The organism is Alistipes sp. ZOR0009 (assembly GCF_000798815.1).
Taxonomy (GTDB): domain Bacteria; phylum Bacteroidota; class Bacteroidia; order Bacteroidales; family ZOR0009; genus Acetobacteroides.
This window is the reverse complement of record NZ_JTLD01000019.1, coordinates 37215-54849: the sequence shown is the minus strand read 5'-3', so window position 1 is coordinate 54849 and position 17635 is coordinate 37215. Positions and strand designations below refer to the sequence as shown.

Sequence of the window (17635 nt, the reverse complement as noted above, 5' to 3'; positions counted from 1 at the left end):
GACCGACCACCTCAGAACCCCTCCGACCCGGTTCCGAACCACCCCAGATACGTTGCATAACCCCAACGGATACGTTGTACAACCCCGTCGGATACGTCCCGGACCACCCCGGACACGTTGTACAACCCCAACGGATACGTCCAACGACGCGTCGACCCGGTTCCGAACCCCGACCGACCACCTCAAAACCCCTCCGACCCGGTTCCGAACCACCCCAGATACGTTCTATAACCCCAACGGATACGTCCAACGGCGCGTCGACCCGGTTCTGGACCCCGATAATGCATCATTGAACCGTTACAAACCTTTGTATATGGCCATTTTTTCTACAGACAAAAAGTTCAACAACACTAAATAATGCCTATTTTAGCAAGCAATATTTATAATTGGAAACCTTAGGAACAGATTTGGTTCATCTCCAGTTTGGGAGTAGGTTTGCAAGAATAACAATTAAAAAATCTATCAATAACACAAATAATTTTGTCACCGTGAAAAGAATCTTTTACCTCCTTATTGCTATTTCATTATTTGCTTGCAATCAACCAAATAAATCAAAGAGTGAGAATGTAGAACAAACAAGTATTCCAAGTGATGTTAAGTATGAAATTATTTCAGAAGAGCCAAACGAAGCACTTAGCAAAGACAATGTTTCTATTCGGATTAACAAAACTGTTGATGAATCTGCATTAACCGAAATCGCGTACGAATTGAAATCCTCTAGAAGCCAATATGACAAACTATGGATTTTCTACTATTTACCTGAAATGGATGCAAACTCTTATGCTTGGGCAACCACTCATTTTAAGCCAGAACTCCAAGTAGAAATCAACAACCCTCCCATTAGTAAAGACAGTATCTCTAACCAAGCATCAAATACTAATGGAGAAGTAATAGGAAAATGGAGATGCGACAAAAGCCTCATGGGAGCTTCGCTTATTCTTTATAAAAACATAAAAGGAACTCTGTTAATGAAAACAACATTCACAGATGGTTCTGCTTCTGAAGAAAAAATCAAAGAGAAGAAAAAAAGTGGTATAACTAAGTATGAGTATAATAATGCTCATGGGGAATACTACATTCTTGAGAGTAACGGAAACCTAGGCTTATATGGAAAAAATGGAAAATTCGATGAAGCCGTAAAAGTAGATTAAACACACCATTACCTTAGTGTAAAACCAAACAGGAGATCATATCTTTTGTCTCCTGTTTGGATAGGTTGTATTATGTACAAAAGAACAAATTAAATCAAAATATTTTTTTAACAATATACTGAACAACTTCAATGAAAGCATATCTAATTACATTATTTCTCATAATTAGTAATATATCACAATCACAAGATCTTATTACATCAACAAATAACATTAATTTCAGAAAGGATAGTTCGACTAAATCTGAAGTAATTCAAACATTTAATAAAAACACGAGAGTAAAACTTCTAGAAAAAGGCAAGACATGGAGTAAAGTCATATATTTAAATAATACAGGATACATACATAACAAATATTTAACAACAGAAAACAAAATAATCGCTTCTAAAAATAATAAAACACCAGACTACACACTTTTATTTTTACTCTTATTTATTGCGACACTATTTCTTCCTAGATTTTTACTTCAACTCACTACTTATATTGAGAACAAGTATTCCATCCTAACACACAAGAGATTTTACGCTAAATATTTATGTCAAAAAATAACATTACCAAATAAAATAGAAAATATTATTACTTTTTTTATTGGAAAACATTTTTCTTCATATAACTCATGGGTTGTTAGATTAGTTTTTATTTCTATATTTCCACTAATTACATCAATATTAATTTACATATACAATCAAGAGCAATTTCGCCATAACGGTATGGAATTTAATAATATGTTTGACTCAACATCATTAACAATAAGTATAACAATAACGTCACTTATATATTTATTGATATTCGTAGGTATTATCATAGAATCATTAATTTATTACAAACATATTTCGATATATAGAATTCCATTGCTAATAATAGTATCAATATTATCCTTTAACATTTCAATATTAAGTTTGATTATAATTAGTTTTTACATTGTTATAAAAATCGGAATAATGATTTTGCCAATTTTACTATTTATATTATCCATCCTGAGTGCATTTAAAATAAAAATAAGAATTAATGACAATTTTGATTTATGATAATAAAAAGTAAGTTCAGTTAGTAAGTAATTACAGTTTTGAAGTAACCTTTCTAATCAAACTACACCAAAGCAAGTTCACTAACTCACCATAATCTTAATAGAGACGAGAGGCTCAATATTATGTCGAATATAAATAGCGGGCATCCCAAAAATAACCCCTATCTTGCCTGCCGAAACACCAGATTGAAGTGCGACCACCCAAATTGCGTAAAAGGCTAGACAACAACCTCCCCCTGCGAGATATTGCATCCGCAGGCGACAGGCGTACGGTAAAAGCGGGGCTACAGGCAGCGTGGTAGGCCGTTCTCGATCTTTATCCTCTAACACCAATGAAGAAAACCATTACACATTCGGCCGCAATTGCCGCGCTGATGGCCGCGGTGCCGGCACAAAGCGCCAAGGTGGCTAAGCCCACCAACTTTATCGTCATCCACCTCGACGATATGGGCTATGGCGACCTTACGCTAACGGGGGCTACGGGCTACAGCACCCCCAACCTAGACCAAATGGCCCAAAAGGGGATGTTCTTTTCCCACTACTACTCGGCACAGGCGGTATCTAGCGCCTCCCGAGCCGGATTGCTCACGGGCTGCTACCCCAACCGAGTTGGCTTTAGCGGAGCCATCGACCATACCGCCAAGATGGGAATCAGCGACCAGGAGGAGACTATTGCGCAGGTGCTAAAAAAGAGGGGCTACTCCACCGCCGCATTCGGCAAGTGGCACGTAGGCTGCCAGACGCAATTTATGCCCCTGCATAAGGGGTTCGACGAGTTCTCGGGCATCCCCTACTCGCACGACATGTGCCCATTCCACCCGGTAACGAAAAACTACTACCCGGCCCTTCCGCTATACGAGGGCGATAGCGTGGTGGCCACCAACCCCGATATCAACCAGTTTACCACCCAATTTACCGAGCGAACGGTGTCGTACATCCGCAAGCATCGATCTAAGCCGTTCTTCGTCTACCTGGCCCATCCGCTTCCGCACGTTCCGTTGGCTGTATCGGATAAGTTTAGGGGAAAATCGAAGCAGGGGCTTTACGGCGATGTGATGATGGAGATTGACTGGAGCATCGGCCAGATAATGCAAACGCTACGGGAGCTTAAGATGGAGGAAAACACGCTGGTGGTATTTACCTCAGACAACGGCCCGTGGTTTAACTACGGCAACCACGCCGGCAGCGCTGGCGGTCTGCGCGAAGGTAAGGGCACCACCTTCGAAGGCGGGCAGCGCGTTCCGTGCCTCATGTACTGGAAGGGGGTAATCCCCGAAGGACGGGTTTGCAGCAAGCTGGTTTCGGGTATCGATATCCTTCCCACCTTGGCCGCAATTGCCCAAGCGCCGCTTCCTAAGAATAAGATTGATGGGGTTAACCTCATCGAGCTCATGAAGGGCGATATGGATGCCAATCCGCGCAAAAGCTTCCTCTACTACTACCGCCGAAATAGCCTCGAAGCCGTTAGCAATGGCGATTGGAAGCTGGTATTTAAGCATCCGGGGCGTACCTACGAAGGGTTTGCACCCGGCAAGGACGGACAACCCGGCGGGGCCAATGAGAACTTTATGTTTGAAGGTGCGCTGTACGACCTGCGCCGCGATCCGGGCGAACGGTACGATGTAAAGGACGCCTACCCCGAGATTGTACGCGAGCTGGAGAAAATTGCGGCCGATGCCCGCGAGGACTTGGGCGACGACCTAACCGGAAATCCCGGGAAAAACAGAAGAGAACCGGGCAGGGTTAAGTAGCCACTCCTGCTGGTACTGTAAGCATAAATATTGGGTAGAGCGGTTATAGCGCAACGGCTCTACTCACCGATAAAATAAAAGGTCGCCCCGAAACCGAGGCGACCTTTCTATTTCTTCAGCGCGAAAGCCTAACGTTTAGCTTCCTGCTTCTAGTATCGTTTTTCTAGCCCAGCAGGTAGTATAGCCCCAAGAAGATTCCGCACGAAAGGGCTACCGTAACTGGTATGGTTACCACCCAAGCAATTAGGATGTTCTTAATAGTTTTAGCTTGCAGGTTCTTTAATCCTCCCTGCGAAACCATCGTACCCGCAATACCCGACGAAAGAACGTGGGTGGTACTTACCGGAAGCCCTAATACAGACGATAACCCAATGGTGCTCGATGCCACAATCTCGGCGCTAGCACCCTGCGCATAGGAAAGATGCGATTTGCCAATCTTCTCGCCAATAGTTACCACAATGCGCTTCCATCCGATCATGGTTCCCAAACCTAGCGCCATAGAAACCATCAGTATTACCTGCCATGGTGCATACTCGGTAAACGTCTTAAGCTCCTTTATATTCTTGCTTAACCCCTTATACTCCTTTTCGGTTAGCCCAATGGCGGCATAATCCTTATTGGCCTTAAGAATCGACTCGTACGACTTGCTCATCAGCACGATGTCCTTGCGCACGTTAAACCTTTTTTCGGCCTTAATCTCATCCTTCACCTCCGACTTCTCAATCTCGCTTCTAATATCTGCCACCTCCAGCTTAATGGCAGCTAGCTCCTTCTGGTGCTCAGGGCTAAGGGCGCTGGCATTTACCTTGGTAGTGTACAGCTCGATGGAGCGGATGTTTCCGTACATATTACTTACGCTCTTGGAGTTGTCGAGGGCAAAATAGGCAGGCGCTAGGCTGATAAGGATTATCATGATAAGCCCTACTCCCTTTTGTCCGTCGTTAGAGCCGTGGAAGTAGCTCACGCTGGTACAAGTAAGCACCAGAATGCTACGAATCCAGAACGGAGGTTTCTTATTGGGATCGGGTTCGGTAAAAAACTTCTTCTTCTTAACTACCTTTTTAAAGATAAGCATCATAAGCATGGCCAACCCAAAACCCAGCAAGGGGGAAATCAGCAATGCAAGACCGGCATCAACCACCTTCTTCCAGTTTAGGGCCACGCTACCATCCACGTTGATGAACATGAAGGCGATACCCACCCCAAATATTGATCCGAGCAGCGTATGCGAGCTCGAGCAGGGAATGCCAAAATACCAAGTCCCCAGATTCCAGAATATGGCAGTCAGTATCAGCGCAAAGACCATCGCCATATTGTGCGCTACGTTTTGATCCACGAGTATCTCGAGGGGGAGCAGGTTAATGATAGCCATAGCCACCGCCAAGCCACCAAAATATACGCCTAGGAAATTCCATATCCCCGACCAGACAACGGCCGTACGAGGCTTCAGCGATCGGGTATAAATAACCGTTGCTACCGCATTGGCGGTATCGTGAAAGCCATTGATGAACTCAAAGGCCAATGCTGCTATAATACTTACAATAAGCAGTAAGGTCATGCCATCACTCAGTCCAAACATAAATTAAAATTTTAGGATGCAAAGGTACCAAATCGGGTATGGCAAAGGTTAAGGCAGCTTTTTTAATATATTAAGATAACGTTAAGCCGAATAGACGATTAGAAAGCTTAGGGTTAACAAATCGGCTATGAAACATTAAAAGAGATGGTAGGAATCTGCTATTCTCCGCCTACAATACAATCCTAAGTAAATAAAACGGTCGCCCCGAAACCGAGGCGACCGCTTTATTTTGTTATAGAGAGGCAATTAATCGCGTCTCTCCTATCATTCTATTCCCACTCGATAGTTGCTGGTGGCTTAGAGCTGATATCGTACACTACGCGGTTAATTCCGCGCACCTTGTTGATGATATCGTTAGAGATCTTAGCCAAGAACTCGTATGGAAGGTGCGCCCAATCGGCGGTCATACCGTCGGTTGATGTTACCGCACGTAGCGCCACAACAAACTCGTAGGTACGCTCGTCGCCCATCACCCCTACCGATTGTACGGGAAGCAGCATAACGCCTGCCTGCCAAACATCCTTGTAAAGATCGGCATCGCGCAATCCTTGGATAAAGATATGGTCGGCTTCCTGAAGTAGGGCAACCTTCTCTTCGGTAACCTCGCCAAGGATACGAATCCCAAGACCTGGACCTGGGAAAGGATGGCGATCAAGGAACATTGCTGGGATTTCGAGCTGACGGCCTACACGGCGAACCTCGTCCTTAAATAGCAGGCGAAGCGGTTCCACCACCTTCATATTCATCTTCTCGGGTAGCCCTCCAACGTTGTGGTGCGACTTAATGGTAGCCGATGGGCCATTTACCGATACCGACTCAATTACATCGGGGTAGATGGTTCCCTGAGCCAGCCACTTCACGTCCTGAATCTTGTGCGCCTCCACATCGAACACCTCGATGAAGTCGCGACCAATGATCTTACGTTTTCCTTCTGGATCGGTTTCTCCCTTAAGGTCGTTCCAGAACTTATGGCGAGCATCAACTCCAATAACGTTTAGGCCAAGAATTTTGTAGGCCTCCATAACGTTCTTGAACTCGTCCTTACGGAGCAGCCCGTTATCAACAAAGATACAGGTAAGATTATCGCCTATGGCACGCTGCAGAAGTACTCCGGCTACGGTAGAGTCTACCCCACCCGAAAGCGCAAGGATAACCTTATCGTTACCCAACTTCTCGCGAAGCTCCTTAACGGTAGTTTCCACGTACGAGGCAGGCGTCCAGTCTTGGGTACATCCACAGATATTTACCACAAAGTTCTTTAGCAGCTGCGACCCTTCGGTGCTGTGATACACTTCTGGGTGAAACTGAATCCCCCAAGTTTGCTCCTCGCCTACGCGGTACCCTGCCACCTTTACATCGTTGGTGCTAGCCACAATGGTGTAGGTGTCCGGAATCGAAACGATGGTATCGCCATGCGACATCCATACCTGCGAGTGCTGGCTAATGGCGCTGAATAAAGGATCCTGATCGTCTACATGCGCTAGGTTGGCACGGCCATACTCGCGGGTGTTGGAGGCTTTTACCTCGCCACCGTAGTAGTGCGAAAGGAACTGAGCTCCGTAGCAAACACCCAAAAGAGGTACCTGTCCTTTAATGGTTGTCAAATCCGGAACTGGAGCTTTCTCATCGCGAACCGAGAATGGGCTACCCGATAAAATCACCCCCTTTACCGATGCATCGAGCGCCGGAAAATGGTTGAACGGATGGATCTCACAATACACGTTAAGCTCACGTACTCGTCGAGCAATAAGCTGGGTATACTGCGATCCAAAATCAAGAATTAAAATTTTCTCTTGCATATTGTTGTTGGATGCTTAATCCTTAAATCGTTTCAAATCAATTGAAATGGTTAGCCCTTCCTTGGCTAGCTCCGTATTAGGAAACTCCTCTTTTGCCTCGTGCAAAAATACCGAAATATCCTTATATCTGGAAGAGAAATGGCCAATTATCAGCTTTTTGACATTAGCTAACCGAGCCACCTTCCCCGCCTGCAGCGCGGTAGAGTGCCCTGTTTGTGCCGCCATCTTCTTCAGATCGTTGGTAAACGTCGCCTCGTGGTAGAGCAAATCCACATCCTTAACATATTCGGCAACCTTGTTGGAAAATGCCGTATCGGAACAGAATGCGTACGAACGGGGCTCGTACGGTAAGTAGGTTAGCTTGTCGTTGGGAATAACCTCCCCATCATCGAGTACCAAATCGGCGCCATTACGGATTTTCACCACCTGTGCCAGCGATATTCTGTACTTCTCAATCATCCACTTGTGGATGTTACGATGCGGTTCCTTTTCCCTAAAAAGATATCCAAAACACGAGATGCGGTGCTTTAACGGAAACGCTTCAACCTGCAGCCCATCATCCTCATAAATCACCTCCTTGCTTTTAACAGCCACCTCGTTAAATACAACTTTGTAGCCAAATTCGGCTCCAAAGACCTTCAGATGGTCATCCAGCACCTCCTTCAACAACCGATGTCCGTAAACATACAGGTCGTTTTTTCTACCTAAAAGATTCATGGTGGAGAGCAGTCCAAAAAGTCCAAAAAAGTGGTCGCCGTGCAGGTGGGTAATAAAAATATGGTTGATACGAATCAGCTTAAAGCGGTTTCGTCGAAGCTGCATTTGAGTTCCCTCTCCGCAGTCGATTAAAAAAAACCGCTCATGCACATTGAGCGCATGAGCGGTTGGATATCGGTCTATAGTCGGCAGAGCCGAACTTGTGCCTAAAATAGTAACGCTAAAATTCACTAACCTAGCTGTTTTGGAAGAACGATTGAACATCCTCCGGAGTTGTGGCAATGTTTAGCACCGTATCAAGCTGTGAAAGCTTAACAAGCTGCTCCACCATTTCCGTCAATCCTGTCAAAACAAAGATACCTTCCGCATTTTTGCTTAGGCGGTTAGCTACCAAAATAGCGCTCAACCCCGACGAATCGCAATACTGGCAATTGCTTAGATCAAGAACCAAGTTCTTTTCGCCGTTGCCCGCTATTACAACCAGCTCCGACTTCAATTCGGGAGCAATAGTCGTGTCCAGCTTAGAATCTAGCACCTTTATCAAGGTATATTCCGGCAACTTTTCAATATTCACATTCATCGCAATGGTGTGAGAAGATTATTCTTCGGTATTTGCTTTACCTTCCATTTCAGACTTAAGAGCAGCAAGAGCATCGATATCGCCAAGGGTGGTCTTTTCGATGTTAGTCTTCACCTTCTTTACAGCCTTGTTAGTAGCTGCAGCCTTAGCTTTCTTCTCTGCCTTTTCTTCGGTCTTCTTAGCATCTTCGAAGGTACGGCTGTGAGAAACGATGATTCTCTTAGCACCCTTGTTGAATTCGATAACCTTAAACTCAAGCTTTTCTTCAAGCTTAGCAGGTGTACCGTCTTCCTTGGTTAGATGCTTTGGAGTAGCGAAACCATCAACACCGTAAGGAAGCGCAATACGAGCACCCTTATCTTCTAGCTCAACGATTGTTCCTTCGTGAATAGAATCGGTAGTAAATACAGTTTCGAATACATCCCATGGATTTTCTTCAAGCTGCTTGTGACCTAAGCTTAAGCGGCGGTTTTCCTTGTCGATTTCAAGAACAACAACCTCGATTTCAGCACCAATTGAAGTGAATTCTGATGGATGCTTAACCTTCTTAGTCCAAGATAGGTCTGAAATGTGAATAAGTCCGTCAACACCTTCTTCGATCTCAACAAATACACCAAAGTTGGTGAAGTTGCGAACGCGAGCGGTATGCTTAGAGTTAACAGCATACTTTTCTTCGATGTTTTCCCATGGATCTTGACGTAGCTGCTTAATGCCAAGAGACATCTTACGCTCGTCGCGATCTAGAGTAAGGATAACAGCTTCTACTTCGTCGCCAACCTTTAGGAACTCCTGAGCGCTACGTAGGTGTTGCGACCAAGACATTTCAGAAACGTGGATTAGACCTTCAACGCCAGTTGCAATCTCAACGAAAGCACCGTAGTCAGCCATAACCACAACTTTTCCTTTAACCTTGTCGCCAACCTTAAGGTTAGAATCAAGAGAATCCCATGGGTGAGCAGTAAGCTGCTTAAGACCTAGAGCGATACGCTTCTTAGCGTCATCAAAGTCTAGGATAACAACGTTAAGCTTCTGATCTAGCTCAACAATTTCTTCTGGGTGGTTAACACGTCCCCAAGATAGGTCGGTGATATGGATAAGACCATCTACGCCACCAAGGTCGATGAATACACCGTAAGAAGTGATGTTCTTAACGGTTCCTTCAAGAACTTGACCCTTTTCAAGCTTAGCGATGATGTCTTTCTTTTGTTGCTCAAGTTCCTCTTCGATAAGAGCCTTGTGCGATACAACTACGTTCTTGAACTCGTGGTTGATCTTAACAACCTTGAATTCCATAGTTTTACCTACGTATACATCGTAGTCGCGAATTGGCTTAACATCGATTTGAGATCCTGGAAGGAATGCCTCAATACCGAATACATCAACGATCATACCACCACGGGTACGGCACTTGATGTAACCCTTAATAACTTCGTCCTTGTCAAGGGCTTCGTTAACACGATCCCAAGAGCGAAGTACGCGTGCTTTTTTGTGTGAAAGGTTAAGCTGACCTTTTTTGTCTTCTTGGCTTTCTACGTAAACTTCTACTACGTCGCCAACTTTAAGCTCTGGATTGTAGCGGAACTCGTTCATTGATACAACGCCATCCGACTTGTAGCCAATGTTTACCACTACTTCACGCTTGTTCATCGAAATAACGGTACCGTCAACAACTTCGTTTACAGCAACGTTAGACAATGTTTGGTCGTACTTGCTAAGGATGCTATCCTTAGAATCGTCGTACAATCCTTGTTCTGATTCGAACGCATCCCAATCAAATTGATCTACAGGAATTGAAGCGTTCTTTGATGCAAATTGCTTTGCAGTTCCTTCTTCGCGAAGGATTTCTTCGTTGTTTGTCATTTTATTCAGTTTAACAACTAATGGGTTAGACATTATGTATAGAAAACTCTTAGGGCGCGAAGTTAGGAATTCTTTCGATACAAGAGATAAATCGAGGACGTTTTTTTGCCTGTTTTGTTATTTTATTTTGAATTTATAATAAAATGACGCACCAACATTGCCCTTTGTCTTCTAAACAGATAGCCAACGCCCCTTGTATGGGAAATAGGAAAATCCAAAAGAAATTATGCTACTAGCAGCCCCCAAATGTGAGCAATGTTTTGAGATTATGCTAGGGTTACATCAAAAACAGCCATCCTTTTTTATATTTTTGAAAACTTATTTTGCAGTTGACTATTGCACTTTACTAATTCGAAAAACTACAAAACCATGAAAATATCAGTTGTTGGTACAGGCTACGTGGGACTCGTAAGTGGTACCTGCTTTGCAGAAACAGGGGTAACCGTTACCTGCGTAGATGTAAACCAAGAAAAAATCAGCCAGCTCAACAAGGGCATTATCCCTATTTACGAGCCAGGTTTGGAGGATATGGTAAAGCGTAACGTCGAAAAAGAAAGGCTGTTTTTTTCGACAAACCTTAAAGAGTCGATGGTAGGTGCCGAAGTTGTATTCATTGCGGTAGGCACTCCGCCTGATGAGGATGGCAGCGCTGATTTAAAGCACGTTTTGGCCGTTGCATCAGAGATTGGAAAGCACATAACCTCGTACATGGTTATTGTAAATAAAAGTACCGTTCCCGTAGGCACTGGCTTAAAGGTTAAGGCCGCAATCCAACAAGAACTAGACAAGAGAGGAGCTAACATCCCTTTTGATGTAGCATCCAACCCCGAATTCCTAAAAGAAGGAAACGCAATAGAAGACTTCCTAAAGCCAGACAGAATTGTCGTTGGGGTAGAAACGGAAGAGGCTCAAAAGATCATGAGCAAGCTCTATAAGCCGTTTGTGCTAAATGGGCATCCAATAATATTCATGGATTTGTTTTCGTCGGAGCTAACAAAGTATGCCGCTAACGCCATGCTTGCAACCAAGATTAGCTTTATGAACGACATCGCCAACCTTTGCGAAATAGTTGGGGCCGATGTTAACTTGGTTAGAAAAGGAGTCGGCTCCGACTCCCGAATTGGAAACAAGTTCATCTATCCTGGTGCCGGATACGGAGGAAGCTGCTTCCCAAAAGACGTTAAAGCACTAATAAAGACCGCTCAAGACAACAATCACTCGCTTGAGATTCTAAAATCGGTTGAAAATGTGAACGAAAAACAAAAGTTAGTTGTTTACAATAAAGTTCGAAGCTTCTTTAATGGTAATCTAAAAGGAAAAAAGATTGCGGTTTGGGGGCTTTCGTTTAAACCTAACACCGACGACATGCGCGAAGCTCCATCAGTAGTAATCATTGAAAGCTTACTAAAAGACGGGGCTACGGTTTCTGCTTACGATCCTGTTGCGATGAATGAGGCAAAGCATATTTTAGGAGATAAAATAGAGTACGCCACCTCGCAATACGAAGCAACAAGAAACGCTGATGCGCTAATACTAATCACTGAATGGACTGAATTCAGAATTCTTAACTATGCAGAATTAGAAAAGACAATGAATCAAAAGGTGATTTTCGATGGCCGAAATATCTACGAGCCAGAAGAGTTAAAAGAACAAGGGTATGTCTATTTCAGCATCGGAAGAAAGCCTATGAAGTAACATAAAACCTATTAGGATGAGCAGGAAAAGGATTTTAGTGACAGGTGGTGCAGGCTTTTTAGGCTCCCACCTTTGTGAGCGTTTGCTAAACGACGGTCACGATGTCATTTGCTTAGATAACTTCTTCACAGGATCAAAGGAAAATGTGGTTCACTTAATCAACAACCCCTACTTTGAGCTTGTAAGGCACGACGTCATATCTCCATTCTTTGCAGAGGTTGACGAAATATACAACCTTGCATGTCCTGCTTCTCCTATTCACTACCAATACAATCCCATTAAAACGGTTAAAACCTCTGTAATGGGAGCCATCAATATGTTAGGTTTAGCCAAACGGGTTAAAGCAAAAATACTACAAGCATCTACAAGCGAAGTGTACGGAGACCCTCAAGTTCATCCTCAGACAGAGGAGTATTGGGGCCATGTAAATCCCATTGGTCTCCGCTCCTGCTACGACGAAGGCAAGCGCTGCGCCGAAACTCTATTCGTAAACTACCGCTATCAGAATAACGTACGTATCAAAATCATACGTATATTTAACACCTATGGCCCAAGAATGAGTATTAATGACGGTCGAGTTGTCTCCAACTTTATCATGCAGGCGTTAAACAACGAGGATATCACTGTTTATGGAGATGGATCACAGACCCGCAGCTTCCAATACGTTGATGACTTAGTGGAAGGAATGATTCGAATGATGGGAACTAACGATGACATAACAGGCCCATTTAATCTTGGAAACCCTAAGGAGTTTACAATTCTTGATCTTGCGGAAAAAGTAATAAGGCTCACCGGATCCAAATCAAAAATCGTATTTAAAGAGCTCCCTTCCGATGATCCGATTCAACGACAACCTCGAATCGATCTTGCAAAACAGCACCTCAATAATTGGGAGCCAACGGTTCAACTTGAAGAAGGTTTAACTAAGACTATCGAGTATTTCACCAAGTTTAAAAACAAGTAGGCCACAACAGACCAGTCTTATTGTATAGTTAGCTTTTAATAATCAAATTTGTTCGCATAATTTTTGAGATATGAGTAAACGTATCTACGTAGTTATTGGTAGCAATGGACAGCTAGGAAGCGAAATCAAGGAGATTTCTCAAAATTTGGAAGTAGATTTCAAATTTTACGATTTCCCTAAAATAGACATAACCGATTTAGCAAAACTATCTGCCATCATAAAAAGAGATAAGCCCTCTGTAATTATAAACTGCGCTGCTTATACAGCTGTAGATAAGGCTGAATCTGAACCTGCATTAGCAGAATTAGTAAATGCAACAGGCGTTAAGAATATCGTCGAAGCAGCCAAGCTGGTCGATGCATGGCTAATTCAGGTTTCGACGGATTATGTCTTTGACGGAATGGGATATAAGCCATACAACGAAAAAGATGCAACAAATCCACAATCGGTTTATGGAGCGACTAAGCTCCAGGGAGAAATGCAAGCATGCGCCTATAGTAAAGGCATTGTCGTAAGAACAGCTTGGCTCTACTCCACATTCGGAAATAACTTTGTAAAAACGATGCTTCGCTTAGGGAAAGAACGCGAAACTCTAAATGTTGTTTTCGATCAAGTAGGAAGTCCAACATACGCTCACGATTTAGCCTCTGCCCTACTAACAATTGCAGATAAGATCACAAGCGTTAACGACACCTTTTTCTCTGGCATATATCACTACACCAATGAAGGCGTATGCAGCTGGTACGATTTTACCCGCGAAATATTCGACATGGAAAACATTGGATGTAATCTGTTTCCAATAGAATCAGCGAGCTATCCAACACCTGCCAAACGACCACACTATAGCGTTTTAAACAAAAATAAAATAAAGGCAACATTCGAAATCGCAATTCCACATTGGAAGCACAGCCTTGCAACCTGCTTAAGTAAATTAAACAAATAGATATGAATACAGTAGAGCCTCAGATTACAGAAAAGGCAACCATTTGGCTAAATGGGAACTATGACGAAGCCACCAAGCGTGAAGTAAAAAGATTGATGAGTGAAGATCCTCAAGAGTTAAAGGAATCATTCTATCAAAGTCTTGAATTTGGCACAGGTGGTCTTCGTGGAATAATGGGAGTAGGAACCAACCGTATGAATATTTATACGGTAGGTATGGCAACTCAAGGTTTAGCAAACTACATCCTAAAAACCTTCCCCAACGAACCTGTTAGCGTTGCAATTGCACACGACAGCAGAAACAACAGCCGCCTATTTGCCGAAACAACCGCTAAAATTTTTGCAGCCAACGGATTTACAGCATATCTATTCGATAGCTTACGACCAACGCCTGAACTTAGCTTTACGATTAGAGAGTTAGGATGTAAAGCAGGAGTAGTTGTAACAGCATCCCACAATCCCAAAGAATACAACGGATATAAGGTATATTGGGGTGATGGAGCCCAAATAATAGCGCCTCATGACAAAAACATCATTAACGAGGTGAATAACATCACCACAATTGATGAAATTAAGTTCAACGGAGGCAACGGAAAGGTAGAAGTTATCGGAGAACAAATTGACAGTTTGTACATTGACCGTCTCGTTGGGCTATCTCTATCGCCAGAAATTATTAAAAAGCATGCCGATTTAAAAATTGTATATACTCCAATTCATGGAACAGGAGTAAAATTAGTTCCTAAAACGCTTGAACGCTTCGGTTTTAAAAATGTAATTCACATTCCGGAACAAGACGTTGTGGACGGCAACTTCCCTACTGTAAAATCTCCAAATCCAGAAGAGACCAGCACCTTAGAAATGGCTATCGAAAAGGCCAAAATCGAGAATGCGGATTTGGTTTTGGCAACAGACCCTGACGCCGACCGTGTTGGAGTTGCAGTTAAGGTTGCAGATGGCAAATATGAACTTTTAAATGGAAATCAGACGGCTTCGCTACTTTGCTTCTACATGATTAATAAGTGGAAAGAAAAAGATCTTTTAAAAGGGAAAGAGTACATTGTAAAAACCATTGTAACAACCGACTTGCTAAAAGATATTGCTAAGGACTACAACGTCGAAGTTTTCAACGTGCTTACAGGCTTCAAATACATTGCTGATATTATAGGCAAAAATGAAGGCTCAAAGAACTTCATTATGGGTGGAGAAGAGAGTTACGGCTACTTAGCAGGCGAATTTGTCCGCGACAAGGATGCAGTTATCTCATGCGCCTTAATAGCAGAAACAGCAGCTTGGGCTAAAGAGCAAGGAAAAACCCTTTTAGAGCTACTAAAAGAAATTTACGTACGTTACGGGATTTACAAGGAGAAACTTCTATCCGTTACCAAAAAAGGGATTAGCGGACAAGAAGAGATCAAAAAAATGATGGATAACTTCCGCAGCACACCTCCTCAAACAATTGCAGGTGCTAAAGTTATGCTAGTGCACGACTACAAGGCGGGTGAAACCTACGATACCATAAGCGAACTCCGTTACACAATTGAGCTACCTAAATCGGATGTACTTCAATTTGTAACACAAGATGGAACTATTATTTCAGTTCGTCCTTCAGGTACCGAACCGAAGATCAAGTTTTACTTTGGAGTAAAAGAAGCACTCAACAATGCCGAGGATTACGAAATGGTAGACAACTTACTAAATCGTAAAATAGATAGAGTTATTGAAGACCTTGGCTTAAAATAAGCCTGCCAATATAAAAAGCGGTTCTTTAGTAGAACCGCTTTTTTATGCATCAAACTCAATATTTCTTTCTAAGAAGTTACTTATGAATAGGGCGAAAAATTTCACAAAAAAAAGAGGTTGCAAACAATTTTATATTGTTAACAACCTCTTCTGTGATCAGGATGAGACTCGAACTCACACGACCCAACGGCCACTACCCCCTCAAAGTAGCGTGTCTACCAATTCCACCACCTGACCAATTTAAACAAACATCTGTCGTACCCAGAACAGGACTCGAACCTGCACGCTATTGCTAACACTAGTCCCTGAAACTAGCGCGTCTACCAATTCCGCCATCTGGGCGTATTATCGTGAAGCGCACTGATGTTTGACGTTGCAAAAGTAGATATTTTTCGGGCATCTGCAAGAGTATTTATTAACTTTTTATTCATTTTCCAGCAAATCCTTCACAGCTAAAAAGCAGTCATCCCCCATTCTTTAATCCGACAGCAGCTTTATTTAAGATGAATATAAAATAGTTACAATTATTTTTCATGAAGTGGAAACATCCTACTATATTTGCATCTATTAACTATCCGCACAGATAATAGATCTAACCATATAGATACAACAATAAAAGGACCACAATAAAAAATCATTTTATGAAATACATTTTACTTAGCGCCACATTTGCGCTTTTAATTTTAGGGGGATGCTCAAAAGAAGCTGTTGAACCCAAAGAAGTTTTATACGACACTTTTTCCGAATGGGGAACATCCACACTTCCATCTGATTGGCAAATAATTGGAGGAGGGAGTGCTTCTCCCAAGATATCTTTTGGCAAAGCGGATATCGGAAAGGGGCTAACACTGACGTTAAACAGCAGTGCTCAGAAAGACAGTATTCGTTTTTTGCGTAATATCCCATTAGCTGCGGGAGAGCATCGAGTAACCTTCCAAATTGAAGCAGATACTCTAAAAGATGTCGTTTTTTTGCATTTTGCCAGAAGATACTACCAAATTCCAAACATGCCATATAGAACATATGAGGATAAAGGCACAAATGTTGGTATTCAATCTTTCATTATGTACGATGGCAAATTCGTAAACATACGGCACTTTAAGCAGGATAATAGAAATCTATACAATTTTACATTCCGCATAACAGGAACAACCTCTACAATGCTTGGGTTTTTGCTTAAATTCCCGTCGTCGGGTTCGACAAAGTACACCATCGATTTTATGCGAATCGAAAAAATGCCTTAGCACTTTGAAAACAGCAAATAATAAGGAGATGAGCAAGTTGAAGAGTGGCCTGCAAAATAAAATCAAGCCAGCAGCAACTATTACTATTTTATTTGCGTCTATTATCCTCCTATCATCTTGCAATAGAGAGCTAAAGCAAAGGGGAGTTCACTTTCAAGAGCATCGAGATTATGCTAGCTTAAAAAGAGTCGTAGAGCTAATTCCTATTCCAACAGATACATCTACCCTAAAAAAAATTTTAGGTAACCCCATCGATATGACAATTGACTACCGCTATATTATCGACTCCATAGGGCCAAACGGGTGCCCTGTTGGAGCGGTATTTTTGGTAGATGCCAATGGTTACGTCACCAATAAATGGCTTGACGAAATTTGCGAATAGCCCATTGTTCTAAACAACGATGAAACGAGCTTCCTCTTTAATATAAGTTCAAGAGAACAGACTTCTCCTTCTGCTTTATACTAGGAGCAACTTGAATACAGCCATTTCCTAATTATAGTTTTCAGGTCTCCAGATTTCTTGCCAAAACTCCTTTTAACTAAATAATATTCAAAAGAAATAGTATGTTTGCAGGCGTTTTTGCAA

The 17635-nt window shown here is 42.7% G+C and carries 14 protein-coding genes and 2 tRNA genes; 9 read left to right on the top strand and 7 right to left on the bottom strand.

What is annotated here, in order from left to right; translation table 11 throughout:
- Positions 1 to 488: 488 nt before the first annotated feature.
- The 3 genes from L990_RS06645 to L990_RS06635 all read left to right on the top strand — a co-directional run bounded on the left by L990_RS06645 (position 489) and on the right by L990_RS06635 (position 3929).
- Complete coding sequence (locus L990_RS06645; protein ID WP_231562256.1) at positions 489 to 1151, top strand: hypothetical protein; 663 nt, start codon at positions 489 to 491, stop codon at positions 1149 to 1151.
- A 131-nt stretch (positions 1152 to 1282) separates the two neighbouring features.
- Positions 1283 to 2179 carry an SH3 domain-containing protein gene (locus L990_RS20600; RefSeq protein WP_047446737.1) on the top strand — a complete coding sequence of 299 codons (897 nt, stop codon included), beginning with the start codon at positions 1283 to 1285 and terminating at the stop codon, positions 2177 to 2179.
- Positions 2180 to 2510: 331 nt separating this feature from the next.
- Positions 2511 to 3929: a sulfatase gene (locus L990_RS06635; protein WP_047446735.1), complete on the top strand. Its 1419-nt coding sequence runs from the start codon at positions 2511 to 2513 to the stop codon at positions 3927 to 3929.
- Between the two features lie 163 nt (positions 3930 to 4092).
- Here the strand turns inward: L990_RS06635 and L990_RS06630 are convergent, their stop codons facing one another.
- From L990_RS06630 to rpsA, 5 genes are all read right to left on the bottom strand, one after another.
- A complete protein-coding gene (locus tag L990_RS06630) occupies positions 4093 to 5508 on the bottom strand; it encodes an inorganic phosphate transporter (protein WP_047446733.1) in 1416 nt (471 codons plus the stop codon).
- 269 nt (positions 5509 to 5777) lie between these two features.
- Positions 5778 to 7307: a glutamine-hydrolyzing GMP synthase gene (gene guaA, locus L990_RS06625; protein ID WP_047446732.1), complete on the bottom strand. Its 1530-nt coding sequence runs from the start codon at positions 7305 to 7307 to the stop codon at positions 5778 to 5780.
- Positions 7308 to 7322: 15 nt separating this feature from the next.
- A complete protein-coding gene (locus tag L990_RS06620; protein ID WP_047446758.1) occupies positions 7323 to 8255 on the bottom strand; it encodes a ribonuclease Z in 933 nt (310 codons plus the stop codon).
- 4 nt (positions 8256 to 8259) lie between these two features.
- Complete coding sequence (locus L990_RS06615) at positions 8260 to 8604, bottom strand: STAS domain-containing protein (protein ID WP_047446730.1); 345 nt, start codon at positions 8602 to 8604, stop codon at positions 8260 to 8262.
- 18 nt (positions 8605 to 8622) lie between these two features.
- Complete coding sequence (rpsA, locus tag L990_RS06610) at positions 8623 to 10464, bottom strand: 30S ribosomal protein S1 (protein ID WP_052180803.1); 1842 nt, start codon at positions 10462 to 10464, stop codon at positions 8623 to 8625.
- Between the two features lie 369 nt (positions 10465 to 10833).
- On the opposite strand from rpsA, the gene L990_RS06605 reads away from it, so the two are divergent.
- The 4 genes from L990_RS06605 (at position 10834) to L990_RS06590 (ending at position 15805) form a co-directional block, all read left to right on the top strand.
- Positions 10834 to 12159 carry a UDP-glucose dehydrogenase family protein gene (locus L990_RS06605; protein WP_047446728.1) on the top strand — a complete coding sequence of 442 codons (1326 nt, stop codon included), beginning with the start codon at positions 10834 to 10836 and terminating at the stop codon, positions 12157 to 12159.
- A 16-nt stretch (positions 12160 to 12175) separates the two neighbouring features.
- Positions 12176 to 13123 carry a UDP-glucuronic acid decarboxylase family protein gene (locus tag L990_RS06600; RefSeq protein WP_047446725.1) on the top strand — a complete coding sequence of 316 codons (948 nt, stop codon included), beginning with the start codon at positions 12176 to 12178 and terminating at the stop codon, positions 13121 to 13123.
- A 70-nt stretch (positions 13124 to 13193) separates the two neighbouring features.
- The gene (gene rfbD / locus L990_RS06595; protein WP_047446723.1) at positions 13194 to 14066 is read left to right on the top strand and encodes a dTDP-4-dehydrorhamnose reductase; all 873 of its coding nucleotides are present in this window, start codon (positions 13194 to 13196) and stop codon (positions 14064 to 14066) included.
- Between the two features lie 2 nt (positions 14067 to 14068).
- Positions 14069 to 15805 carry a phospho-sugar mutase gene (locus L990_RS06590; RefSeq protein ID WP_047446722.1) on the top strand — a complete coding sequence of 579 codons (1737 nt, stop codon included), beginning with the start codon at positions 14069 to 14071 and terminating at the stop codon, positions 15803 to 15805.
- 153 nt (positions 15806 to 15958) lie between these two features.
- On the opposite strand, the gene L990_RS06585 is transcribed toward L990_RS06590, so the two are convergent.
- Together L990_RS06585 and L990_RS06580 are read right to left on the bottom strand one after the other, a co-directional pair.
- A tRNA-Leu gene (locus tag L990_RS06585) sits at positions 15959 to 16042 on the bottom strand.
- A 21-nt stretch (positions 16043 to 16063) separates the two neighbouring features.
- A tRNA-Leu gene (locus tag L990_RS06580) sits at positions 16064 to 16147 on the bottom strand.
- A gap of 299 nt (positions 16148 to 16446) precedes the next feature.
- Between L990_RS06580 and L990_RS06575 the strand changes: the two genes are divergently transcribed.
- Together L990_RS06575 and L990_RS06570 are read left to right on the top strand one after the other, a co-directional pair.
- A complete protein-coding gene (locus L990_RS06575; RefSeq protein WP_047446720.1) occupies positions 16447 to 17049 on the top strand; it encodes a hypothetical protein in 603 nt (200 codons plus the stop codon).
- Between the two features lie 4 nt (positions 17050 to 17053).
- Positions 17054 to 17431, top strand: a complete 378-nt coding sequence (locus L990_RS06570; protein WP_156121403.1) for a hypothetical protein — start codon at positions 17054 to 17056, stop codon at positions 17429 to 17431.
- Positions 17432 to 17635 lie beyond the last annotated feature (204 nt).